Origin of the sequence: Methanobacterium bryantii, assembly GCF_002287175.1 — an archaeon.
In the GTDB taxonomy this organism is placed as follows: Archaea; Methanobacteriota; Methanobacteria; order Methanobacteriales; family Methanobacteriaceae; genus Methanobacterium_D; species Methanobacterium_D bryantii.
Map to the genome: position 1 here is coordinate 133,588 of NZ_LMVM01000012.1, position 11,922 is coordinate 145,509.

Genomic DNA, 11,922 nt, shown 5'->3' on the forward strand with positions numbered 1-11,922 from the left:
TCGTTTAAGTATTTGGTTAAAATCAGACTATTTTAGGATTGAAATAGAAGTACAATGGTCGGATCTTGCAGGAACGACTTATGTTAAAATCAGACTATTTTAGGATTGAAATCGAGCAGTTCAATCAATCGAAGAAAAACTCAGAGAAAGTTAAAATCAGACTATTTTAGGATTGAAATGTATCTGAAATGGAAAATGTTACAATTACAACAGTAGTTAAAATCAGACTATTTTAGGATTGAAATAAGAACATTGACTTGCTTAATACTTGCGTGACTTTCGTTAAAATCAGACTATTTTAGGATTGAAATTACAAAGTTTGGAAAACAAAATAATAATAAATATCAAAGTTAAAATCAGACTATTTTAGGATTGAAATGTATATGAATATAGAAATCCTATAATGGAGGCAGTTGTTAAAATCAGACTATTTTAGGATTGAAATAACATTAAATTCCTGTTTATATTTCTCTATTTCTTTAGTTAAAATCAGACTATTTTAGGATTGAAATTTAAAACGGATTAGTTTTATATGCTTTTTTGCATCTATGTTAAAATCAGACTATTTTAGGATTGAAATGAAAGTGTGAAAGCAATACTGGCATATCTGAAAAGAGGTTAAAATCAGACTATTTTAGGATTGAAATAGATGTAATTCATCTGAAGATAACAAATTTTTAATTGAAAGTTAAAATCAGACTATTTTAGGATTGAAATACAACCAACTATGGATAAAAGGCAGATGCAGAAAGAGTTAAAATCAGACTATTTTAGGATTGAAATTATGTTATTGATGAGAATGGAGATGTAAGTTTAGGAAGTTAAAATCAGACTATTTTAGGATTGAAATCAATTATTGATGTAACCTTTGTAAAAAATGATTTACGTTAAAATCAGACTATTTTAGGATTGAAATGGGATTGGAATAGGTGAAGGGGTTGATTTAGGGTGGGTTAAAATCAGACTATTTTAGGATTGAAATAATAGCAAGCACGGGTATTCATTGCGGTAGAATAGAGTTAAAATCAGACTATTTTAGGATTGAAATCAATATTTACATGAGACAGGTACAACTTCAGCATTTAGTTAAAATCAGACTATTTTAGGATTGAAATATAAGTGAAGAACCAAGACAATTTCAAGCCAAATTCGTTAAAATCAGACTATTTTAGGATTGAAATTCAAACTCGTAGATTTTACCATATTCGAGTACTTCGTTAAAATCAGACTATTTTAGGATTGAAATTCATAGATTGCATATCTCAAATCACTGAAATCACTGTGTTAAAATCAGACTATTTTAGGATTGAAATCAAATTTTAAAAAGAATAAAATAATTTTGATATTACCGTTAAAATCAGACTATTTTAGGATTGAAATTATTCATCCGGGTTTTCTAATGCCTCCTCTAAGAAATGTTAAAATCAGACTATTTTAGGATTGAAATCTTCCGTAACATCAATATCTGCTGGTTGATTTGAAGCGTTAAAATCAGACTATTTTAGGATTGAAATATAAGCCAAAAACCAGGACTATTCCCAAAAGACCAAGTTAAAATCAGACTATTTTAGGATTGAAATAGTTTTGTGTAAGAGTTGTGGTGGAAACTTAATGAAGTTAAAATCAGACTATTTTAGGATTGAAATGCATAAGGGAAGTCTGTTGCAAGTAAGATGTTAGGGTGTTAAAATCAGACTATTTTAGGATTGAAATTTATAACACGTCCTCGTATGGGTCATCAGTTGCATAAGTTAAAATCAGACTATTTTAGGATTGAAATATATAATAACTTATAAGTAATAACTTATAACTAATAAGTTAAAATCAGACTATTTTAGGATTGAAATTTCGCTGAAAAGGCTTTATTATCTGATGAGGCTCACGTTAAAATCAGACTATTTTAGGATTGAAATATTAAACGAACCTAAAATATTAAAAGTTCCATTTACGGTTAAAATCAGACTATTTTAGGATTGAAATTTGCCCCATTCCCTTGAGGTTTTACAGTTACTATAATGTTAAAATCAGACTATTTTAGGATTGAAATCTTTAGATGATATTAAATCATGGCTAGGAATTAAAGGTTAAAATCAGACTATTTTAGGATTGAAATAAAACAAATTCATTTAGTTGAACATATTGTGTACGTTAAAATCAGACTATTTTAGGATTGAAATGCACGATTCAAATCAAAATTAATAATCACACTCAAGTTAAAATCAGACTATTTTAGGATTGAAATACAGGAAAAATAAAACAACGTTCCGAAACATGGGCAAGTTAAAATCAGACTATTTTAGGATTGAAATATCTTTTGAATTATATGTGACAGAAGCACTTATTCCAGTTAAAATCAGACTATTTTAGGATTGAAATAAAAAAGTTTACAATCAGTATCAGCAGAAGCGACAAGTTAAAATCAGACTATTTTAGGATTGAAATTATAATCGCATCAAAACAAAACGTAAACGCCATAAGAGTTAAAATCAGACTATTTTAGGATTGAAATATTAGGTGCGGTAATCCTGATTTTCCTGTGAATCTAAGTTAAAATCAGACTATTTTAGGATTGAAATAAACGATTAGAAGAAGCAATAAATAGACTAAACAATGTTAAAATCAGACTATTTTAGGATTGAAATTTAACTGAATAAAACAGTAATCTAATCAAAATTGACAGCATGTTAAAATCAGACTATTTTAGGATTGAAATAAATGTTAGTACAACGGTTAATGCTCCACTTACTCCGGTTAAAATCAGACTATTTTAGGATTGAAATACATTTGAAGCAGTGATAACTCTATTAGGGATAAGGTTAAAATCAGACTATTTTAGGATTGAAATCGCATAGCAGTACTAGAAAACGAACTAGGAACAAGAGTTAAAATCAGACTATTTTAGGATTGAAATTTGGAATCTCATTAGACAGTAGTGAAGGAGTAAGAGTTAAAATCAGACTATTTTAGGATTGAAATAAACCACAAAACCAACAAGTTACTTCTGCAATAACTGTTAAAATCAGACTATTTTAGGATTGAAATAGTCATATCCCAAATTGGAACAGTATCTTTTGGTAGGTTAAAATCAGACTATTTTAGGATTGAAATTACGATGAGCTGGTGGCTTACCAGATTGACTTTGACGGTTAGTTAAAATCAGACTATTTTAGGATTGAAATATAGAATATATTGCTAATAGGGTGTTATGTAATTATCGTTAAAATCAGACTATTTTAGGATTGAAATTTTAACAGGTGTTTGTGGCATTTCAGAAAGATCTCGTTAAAATCAGACTATTTTAGGATTGAAATTACATTTTGGACAAACTCTGTTATCCCTTCTTGTTATGTTAAAATCAGACTATTTTAGCGCTCAAAAAATTTCTTTGAAATTTTTTGGCGCCCCAAAAATTCTTCGAATTTTTGAGGGGATTGAAATATTTTTAACATCTTGAATAGTGGGCCATTTGAATGTGTTAAAATCAGACTATTTTAGGCTTGATATCAACATGTATGTGGGTTTTTAGCCAGAACCAAACTCTAAACAAAGTAATTGTGGGCATTGCTGCAGGATTGCTGATGTTGACAATATTTCAGTCTGCTTTTTCAAGAACCCGCAAGTGGAAAGAATTTAAAATTAATTAAGTCCTGTGAACTGTTTTTGCATATTTTTTTTACTGAGGAGATATTGGCGTAAAATTAACATGGCCAGATAAAATCAAAATAATCATTGATAATACAAAATGAGTATATACTGCAATCAACGTTTTAAAATGAGTTATACGTGAAAAATAGTATAGTTTAACCTTTTAAAGGATATAAGCTTAAAATTTGTCATTGGTTGCATTATCCTTTTAACATTAGGTTAGAAAATTAAGGTATAAAAACTTAGTCATCAAAATTAAATCAAAAAATACTTATTATATTATTTAAATAGCTACAGCCGGTGATATAATGGTTGTAAAAATAGGAATCATTAAATGTGGTAACATAGGTACCTCTCCAGTACTTGATTTATTACTCGATGAGAGGGCAGACAGACCAAATATAGATACTTGTGTAGTCGGTTCTGGAGCTAAGATGAACCCAGACGAAATTGAAAAAGCTGTACCATTAATGCTTGAAATGGAAAGGGATTTCGTTATATTCATAAGCCCAAACCCTGGTGCACCAGGCCCTGCTAAAGCAAGAGAATTATTATCTGCAGCAGACGTACCTGCAATCATAATTGGTGACGCTCCTGGACTCAGAGCTAAAGATGAAATGAACGAACAGGGATTAGGTTACATCATAGTTAAAGCAGACCCAATGATCGGTGCAAGAAGAGAATTCCTCGACCCAACCGAAATGGCTTCATTCAACTCCGATGTTATAAAAGTATTAGCACTTACCGGAGCATACAGAGTTGTCCAGAACACAATCGACGAAGTAGTAGCTACCGTTGAAGCTGGAAACGAAATAGAACTCCCAAAAGTTGTTATAACAAGAGACAAAGCTGTAGAAGCTGCTGCATTTGCTAGCCCATACGCAAAAGCAAAAGCAATGGCTGCTTACGAAATAGCAACCAAAGTAGCTGATATCGACGTAGAAGGTTGTTTCATGACCAAAGGTGCTGAAAACTACATACCAATCGTTGCATCTGCTCACGAAATGCTTAAAGTCGCAGCTGACTTAGCTACACAAGCAAGAGAAATTGAAAAAGCTAACGACACCGTCGTAAGAACTCCTCACGGTGGAAAAGGCGAAACTCTCGCTAAATGTTGCTTAATGGAAAAACCAGAATAAATGAGTCTATAAGTGGTCTTCGGACTGCTTAATTTTTTCTGTTTTTAGGTTACTTGTTTTAAATTCGATACTGTTGAACTATTTTACGGATATTAAACCCATTTTGTACAGCTACTCATATTATTTTTAGATAAAATATGTATATAATAGGTATAAACAAAAATACAGTGCTGCTTAGGTATGGATTTATAAAAGATAGTGCAATTGCCGCTAGTGCGATTAACGGTGTGAATAAATTGCTTTTTTTAATGGGTTTATCATATGGAATGGCTTTTTCAGCTATATAACCTCTTTTGACAGCATAATTCCAGTTGATATAAAATAATAATCCAATGGTGAATATATTCAGATCAAAGAAAATCTGCGAAAATTCATATTGCCCAAAACTGCTTACCAGCGACGTACTGAAGGGTACCAATGCGATAAACATTAGCCATATTATATTAATCCATAAGATAGCACTATTTACACGTTTAATTACAAAAAATACATGGTGATTCATCCAGAAGATAGCAAGAAGGATGAAACTAATGAAATAAATCAGTATCTTAGGTAGTAATGATATAATATAAATCTGGAAATCAGCTGTGGAATGGAACTCTGCAGAAGGTATTTCAATACTTAAAACGAGCAGTGTCATTGCAATTGCAAATATTCCATCTACAAGAGTTTCTAATCTGTCCTTTGGAATTGTAATGTTAATTTTAGATCTTTTTAAAGCCATTAAAATCATCTATACTTGTAATGAATATTATTTTATATTTCATACTTCCTATATTCTAGGTTTAAAATAGCACAATGTAATTCTATTTTTTAGTTATATTGAAAAGTTTTCAGTCCATGATAAATTTCTCAAACTATTTGACAGTCAAATAACAAAACTATTAAATAATAACTTATGCAAATATAATAAGTAAGATAGGACTTCCTTTCAGTTAATAAAACAATCTTAGAGGGTATTACTCCATGACTGATAAGACCGAGCAGAAAATTTTAGGTGCTGCCTTAAAAATATTCTCGGAAGAAGGATTCAAAGGTGCTACTACTAGAGTTATAGCACAGGAATCTGGATTCAGCGAGCTAACTTTATTTCGAAAATTTGAAACCAAGGAAAATCTTTTTAACTCTGTTTTAATTAAAAATAGAGGAGATATACTGGAAGAATTGGATTCAATGCTGGTTGATAAGGGATTTGAAGATAATAAATGGTTTTTAGAGACCTTAATAAAAAATTTAGCTGCATTAACTGAAAATAACTTTGAATTTGTACATATTCTAGTTTATAGTAAACGTCAAATTGCAGGAGATATATTGATGGAGATTATAAGCCATATCAGCCAGTACATAGAAAGAGTTTCTCCAGAGAAGTATACTGACTCTCAGGTGTTTGCTTTAAACATTTTTTCATTTGTATACTTCGTTGTTTTTGATAAAAACCGGCGTAACTTTTTTGATTGTGATAAAGCAATTAATGAGTTTATAGATCACTCTGTAAAGTGTTGTAATATAAGTTGAATTTTATTATTTATTTCACTTTAAATAGTGGTTTTAAATTACGTTAAATATTAGTTAGTACTTGCAAATATTGTAATATATTATTTACTGGAGGTAACAACTTTATATTTTAAAATTAACCAAGCAAAATCTTTAAATAAAGATTTAAACAGATATACTAGATAATATGATGGTTTTTTTTAATCAAATAATTGGAATGGATTATACAGTGGTTATTTATGACGGGTGAAACTGAACAAAAAATTTTAGAGGCTGCTCTAAATTTATTTGCAGAAAAGGGTTATACTGGGGCTACTACCAGAGTTATAGCAGAAGAAGCAGGTGTTAGTGAATTAACACTATTTAGAAAATTTAAAACTAAAAAAAATCTTTTTGACACGATTATATCTCAAAATCTTGAAAAAATGAAAAAAGACCTTCAATCAATACTTATAAACAAAAAATTTAATAGCAATGGTGAATTTTTAGAAACTTTCATCAGAAATTACGTAGAATCAGTTGAAGAAAATTTTGAAGTATTCTTTTTAGTTATTAACGATGGCACGGGGGAATTTGAACAATCTCTGTCTGAATTTTTCAGGGAATCTGCAGAATATATTGAAAAAAATATTGGAAACAGCAACATAGATCCAGAGGCATTTGCTCTTACAATAGCTGGATTTACCTACATTATTTGCATTGAAAAACATAAAGGGCGCACTATATTCAATCAAGAGGAAGTAATAGAGAATTTTATAAATAATTCTGTTAAGTGTGTTCAATAATCAATATTTCCTTTTTTTTATCTAAACCTTTAATGCTGTAGTCATAATATGGGGATTACTATTTTTTAATATTAAAAATGCATTAACTTTTATTTTTTTTAGCCTATTTTATTATTTAATCATTTCAAATACAGTTAAATAATCAGATTAATAAATAATACATGTATAATCTTATCTAAATATATTTTTCAAGATAAATGGTGAATTCATGATAGAAAAGCTGATTGAAAGATTTTTTGAGGCTGCAAGCATGCAGCGATGGAATGACCATATACGGCCAGTTGAATTAACAGAACTTGATAAACAGGCACATAAAATGGTGATAGCGTATGTCATCGCTAAGATTGAAGAAGATAGGAAAGGTAAAGGCCATGTTAACTGGCTAAATCTTATAGAAAGCTTTATTTTTGAGTTCCTTTACAGGTTAGTTTTAACAGATATCAAGCCTCCAGTTTTTCATAGAATGATGGCAGAAAGGCGTCAAGAATTAAATAATCATGTTTTAACTGAGCTTAAAGAAGATTTTGACTTTTTAAATGATGAAAAATTCAAACATAAATTTGAAAGTTATTTTATGCAGGATGAAAATACCCTTGAGAGGAGAATACTCCGTGCTGCACATTATCTGGCTACAAACTGGGAATTTAAGATAATATATCACTCAGCTCCTTTTATTTATGGAATAGAAAAGACAAAGGAGAATATAGAAAATCAAATTGAAGATCACTATGATTTAATCGGTGTTCAAAAAATTCTGCTTGGGAAGAAATCATATGGATTTGTGGACCTCTGCGGTCAGCTGCGTTTCCAAAAAAGGTGGGCGCATTCCCCTCGAGTACCAGAAACTTCAGTTCTGGGGCATATGCTGATAGTAGCCATAACTACTTATTTATGCACCATTAAAATGGAAAATGAACCATGTGAAAGGAGAGTTTATAATAATTTCTTTGCAGGTTTATTCCATGATTTGCCTGAGGTATCTACAAGGGATATCATTTCCCCAATAAAAAGCGCCGCAGGATTAGAAGATATAATCAAAGACTACGAAAATGAGCGCATGAAAGAAGAAGTACTCCCTTTACTTCCTAAAACATGGCACGACGAGATGAAATACTTTACTGAAGATGAATTTGAAAATAAGATTAAAAAAGAAGGCGTACCTCAAAAAGGAATTAAATTTAAGGAAATGAATAAAAAGTACAATAGAAATGAATATTCTCCAATTGATGGAGAATTAATAAGGGCATGTGATAAACTTGCTGCATTTATTGAGACTAATCTATCTATAGAATATGGAATAACTTCCAGATATCTTGAAGAAGGTAGAGAAAATATCTTTGATGCCTATAGAACTAAGGTAATTTCTGGAACAGATTTCGGCAGGATATTCAATTATTTTTATAAGAAAAAATGGTAATCTTAATTAGAACAGGTAATTTCGCTGCTACTAATTTGATTATCTTTTAATTCTATTCAAATTTTTATATATTTTTAAAAGTATCATTCAAGTTAATTTAATTTCAAGATCCTTCAATTAGTTGAATTTTTTCATGTTTTAAATTCTAAGACTATTTGTTAAAATTTTATCGTTGATTAAATAGAAAAGATCCAGCTTTAACTTACAATAAATAATATGGAAATTATTTTTTATATTTGTAAATTAAGTAAGCTAAAGCTCCTACTATGCATATTACTACAATTATATCCAGTATGTGGAAATATCCTTTAATTATGCTCCAGTGAGGGCCTAATTGAACTCCGATATAACCTAAAACAAAGGTCCAGGGCAGTGATCCTAAAAAAGTATAGATTGTAAACTTTTTGAGGTCCATTCTGGTTATTCCTGCAGGTAGTGATATAAAAGTCCGGATTATAGGTAACATACGACTTATAAGAACTGCCTCATGCCCATATCTTTCAAACCATGCATCTGCTAAATCCAGTTTACTGGAATTGATGAGTATATACTTCCCATACTTTTCCAGAAAAGGCCTTCCTCCTTTAAATCCAACAAAATAAGCGATTAAGGCACCTAAAAGATTTCCTAAAGCCCCTACAATGCCTATGCCTAGAAGGGTCATTTTCCCTTCTGATACTGCAAACCCTGCAAAGGGCATTATCACTTCACTTGGAAGGGGAATACATGCACTTTCGAGGGTCATTCCAATGAAAATCCCCCAGTAACCTAAATGGCCTATTATATCAATTGTAAAATTACTTACAAATTCAATTATACTTATCATGAAATTTTTTTCTCCATTATAATACCTATTGTTTCTATATTAAAAAATTTAGTAAATAAAATTTTAAATTAAGCCGTATAAATGGCTTATAATCAAAGTCACGGCTCCTACTATCCAGCAGTAGTAAGCAAATATCATTAATGTTCTTTCTTTTATCAATTTAAGGAGGAGCTTGATTGCAAGGAAACCAACAATAAGCGCCGCCAGGAATCCAGATACAAGTGCTGCAGTGTTTGCTTCTAGTCCGGTACCTATATCTTTAACCTGTACCAGTGCCGCTCCAGCTATGGTTGGGATTGCCAGTAAAAAGCTGTACCGTGCTGCTAATTCTCTTTCTAGTCCTGAAAATAGACCTGCCGCGATAGTAGATCCAGATCGGGAGATTCCGGGGGCTATGGCGAATGCCTGAAAAATACCAATGCTTAGAGCATTTTTAAAGCTTACTTCTTTGATTTCTTTATGCCCGGTTTTAACTCTTTCAGCAGCCCAGAGCAGGACACCTGTTATAAGCAGGAAAAAACCTACTGCAACATAGTTATTGAAAAGAGCTTCAAACTGTTTATTGAGTAGTATGCCTGTTAAAGCTGCAGGAATGGTTCCTATTACTAAAAGCCAAACTAATCTTTTGGAAGGGTCTTCCCTTAAACCAGTTCTGAATTTTCCCCTGAAAATATCCCAGATGCTTGAAAAAAAACCAGTTATAATATGGATAATATCTTTCCAGAAGTATGCTATTACAGCTAACAGTGTACCTAAATGTAAAAGGGTATCAAAAGCAACGGCTTGACTGGGGTTTGCGTAATTTACGTTTATTAGAGGGGGTACCAGAACCAAATGGGCAGAACTGCTTACTGGCAGAAACTCTGTTAATCCTTGAACAATTCCCAGGATTATGGCCTGAATTATCGTTATATCTATTTAATCACCTTTATTGAAATTATTTATTGTTATATTCGGAGGTTACAGTTAAGTAATTATTCCAGACTCATACCCCAATCTGTACCTAATATTTTCAAGTAGTTATTAGGATATTGTAGCGCAGGTAAAAAAAATAGTTAAATCAAAAAAAGAGGGATGTAGATTAATCCCATGTTATTTTAAATAGAATAGCAAGTGCTATTAATTGGGCTATATTGACAAGGAGTAGCACGAAATATACTCCTGTACCACCTATTTCATGTATTTCTACACCTAAAATTGAGAATACAGCTAAAGCTAGAATTGCAAGAACATTTTCAATTAGTAAAATTGTTGAGAAATATAGAAGCCCTGTGGTGAATTTAGATTTCAATTGTTTGTAACTTTCAAGGTAAAAGTAAACTAATCCCGACAGTAAGCAAACATTTGCAATTCCCACTGCAATAGCAGTATATATTATTATATGGTTTAAAAAGACCAGATCCACCATTATTTTTACCCCTTAAATTTATATCATGATTTTTCGGTTATTTTTTCCCAGATTTCCCGGAAAATATCATAGTTTTGTTCTACTTCTTCGGTTAAGAAATATAATTTACTGTAGGAATCTCCAGTGGATTTAATTACTTTATTCTCCTCTAAAATTTTAAGATGGTGCCTTACAGTTTTATAATCTAAATCAAGTTCCTTTGCAAGCTGGTGAGCATTATAAGGTCTATTATGGAGCGTTTTAATAATTCTGGCACGGTTTATACCTCCCCTTTTACCAGTTATTAACCACCAAAGCAGCTTTTCCATGTACTTCATACGCTCAATACCTTGTGTTTTATTTAATCAAATTATGTATTTCTTATCTTTAATATATTAAATCGTGCTTTTTGTGGACTGTATTAACTTATACTATTACTATAATGTTTAAAATTTGAATTTGACAGAAGGTATGGAGTTACCCTTGTTCATATCTTACAAGTTCAGATAAGTCCTTACGTTCTTTGGTACAGGGTTCGTCTGCTGGATATCTGAGGGGAGTAAATACAACTGGTTCAACGCCTTCCGGTAACTTTAAAATTTCTTTAGCAGCGTCGGCATCAAAAGCCCCAATCCAACATGTTCCAAGTCCAGTGCTTGTAGCATTGAAAAATCGTTGATTTTTTATGCCCCAAACACTTCGTGTTTGAGGGCAGCAAGAATTATATGGTCCATAACGATTGTTGCATCTATATCCATAAAGTTTTTGCCGTCTCTCCTTTTCCATGCCTTACTGCTGACTGCACATACGCATATTAAAAGAGGGGGTTGGACAAACTATCCTGCAGGATAAATGCGGTTTAATTCATTTTCACGGTCTTTTGTAGGTATAACTATAATCTGGAAAGGCTGATAGTTGGTTGCTGTAGGTGCAAGGCGAGCTGCTTCAAGTACTGTATTCAGTTTTTCATTTTCTATATCGTCTGGTTTATATGCTCTTACACTGTACCGTTTTTCAATTAATTCTAAAAATTCCATTTTTATTCCTCCAATTATTCGTGAATTTTAATTTTTAGTACTTAAAACGTATAATATGGATATATTTTTAAAATTAAGCATTATTATGTATTTATGATAACTTAATTCTGAAGTAACAGTTATTGATATGGTTCTTATTTATTTTATTTATTATATGAAAGAATTACGGTTAAATTCATCTTCTTAATTTTA

11 protein-coding genes and 1 CRISPR repeat array (1 of these 12 only partly in view) are annotated in these 11,922 nt (G+C 31.2%); of the genes, 4 read left to right on the forward strand and 7 right to left on the reverse strand.

Translation table 11 applies throughout. The features are described 5' to 3' along the window. Positions 1 to 3,378: a CRISPR direct-repeat array (repeat unit 30 nt; unit sequence GTTAAAATCAGACTATTTTAGGATTGAAAT); it begins 1,691 nt to the left of the window's first position. A gap of 575 nt (positions 3,379 to 3,953) precedes the next feature. Continuing rightward, positions 3,954 to 4,784 (forward strand): F420-dependent methylenetetrahydromethanopterin dehydrogenase, encoded by an 831-nt coding sequence (locus tag ASJ80_RS06120; RefSeq protein WP_069585433.1) that lies wholly within the window; start codon positions 3,954 to 3,956, stop codon positions 4,782 to 4,784. 115 nt (positions 4,785 to 4,899) lie between these two features. Here the strand turns inward: ASJ80_RS06120 and ASJ80_RS06125 are convergent, their stop codons facing one another. Further along, positions 4,900 to 5,508 (reverse strand): TMEM175 family protein, encoded by a 609-nt coding sequence (locus tag ASJ80_RS06125; RefSeq protein WP_069585596.1) that lies wholly within the window; start codon positions 5,506 to 5,508, stop codon positions 4,900 to 4,902. A gap of 242 nt (positions 5,509 to 5,750) precedes the next feature. Between ASJ80_RS06125 and ASJ80_RS06130 the strand changes: the two genes are divergently transcribed. The 3 genes from ASJ80_RS06130 (at position 5,751) to ASJ80_RS06140 (ending at position 8,480) form a co-directional block, all read left to right on the forward strand. Continuing rightward, a complete protein-coding gene (locus ASJ80_RS06130) occupies positions 5,751 to 6,299 on the forward strand; it encodes a TetR/AcrR family transcriptional regulator (RefSeq protein ID WP_069585435.1) in 549 nt (182 codons plus the stop codon). A 218-nt stretch (positions 6,300 to 6,517) separates the two neighbouring features. Beyond that, positions 6,518 to 7,063, forward strand: coding sequence for a TetR/AcrR family transcriptional regulator (locus ASJ80_RS06135; protein WP_069585437.1), 546 nt, complete (start codon positions 6,518 to 6,520; stop codon positions 7,061 to 7,063). A 208-nt stretch (positions 7,064 to 7,271) separates the two neighbouring features. Next, positions 7,272 to 8,480: an HD domain-containing protein gene (locus tag ASJ80_RS06140; RefSeq protein WP_069585439.1), complete on the forward strand. Its 1,209-nt coding sequence runs from the start codon at positions 7,272 to 7,274 to the stop codon at positions 8,478 to 8,480. A gap of 223 nt (positions 8,481 to 8,703) precedes the next feature. Here ASJ80_RS06140 and ASJ80_RS06145 read toward each other — a convergent pair whose 3' ends face one another. The 6 genes from ASJ80_RS06145 to ASJ80_RS17465 all read right to left on the reverse strand — a co-directional run bounded on the left by ASJ80_RS06145 (position 8,704) and on the right by ASJ80_RS17465 (position 11,730). Next, positions 8,704 to 9,306, reverse strand: a complete 603-nt coding sequence (locus ASJ80_RS06145) for a DedA family protein (RefSeq protein WP_176720324.1) — start codon at positions 9,304 to 9,306, stop codon at positions 8,704 to 8,706. Positions 9,307 to 9,369: 63 nt separating this feature from the next. Beyond that, the gene (gene uppP, locus ASJ80_RS06150; RefSeq protein ID WP_069585441.1) at positions 9,370 to 10,218 is read right to left on the reverse strand and encodes an undecaprenyl-diphosphatase UppP; all 849 of its coding nucleotides are present in this window, start codon (positions 10,216 to 10,218) and stop codon (positions 9,370 to 9,372) included. 169 nt (positions 10,219 to 10,387) lie between these two features. Then, positions 10,388 to 10,714, reverse strand: a complete 327-nt coding sequence (locus ASJ80_RS06155) for a hypothetical protein (RefSeq protein ID WP_069585443.1) — start codon at positions 10,712 to 10,714, stop codon at positions 10,388 to 10,390. 23 nt (positions 10,715 to 10,737) lie between these two features. Beyond that, complete coding sequence (locus ASJ80_RS06160) at positions 10,738 to 11,031, reverse strand: ArsR/SmtB family transcription factor (RefSeq protein ID WP_069585448.1); 294 nt, start codon at positions 11,029 to 11,031, stop codon at positions 10,738 to 10,740. Between the two features lie 139 nt (positions 11,032 to 11,170). Next, a complete protein-coding gene (locus ASJ80_RS17460; protein WP_245837498.1) occupies positions 11,171 to 11,479 on the reverse strand; it encodes a nitroreductase family protein in 309 nt (102 codons plus the stop codon). Between the two features lie 50 nt (positions 11,480 to 11,529). Next, positions 11,530 to 11,730 (reverse strand): nitroreductase family protein, encoded by a 201-nt coding sequence (locus ASJ80_RS17465; RefSeq protein WP_245837500.1) that lies wholly within the window; start codon positions 11,728 to 11,730, stop codon positions 11,530 to 11,532. Positions 11,731 to 11,922: the final 192 nt, after the last annotated feature.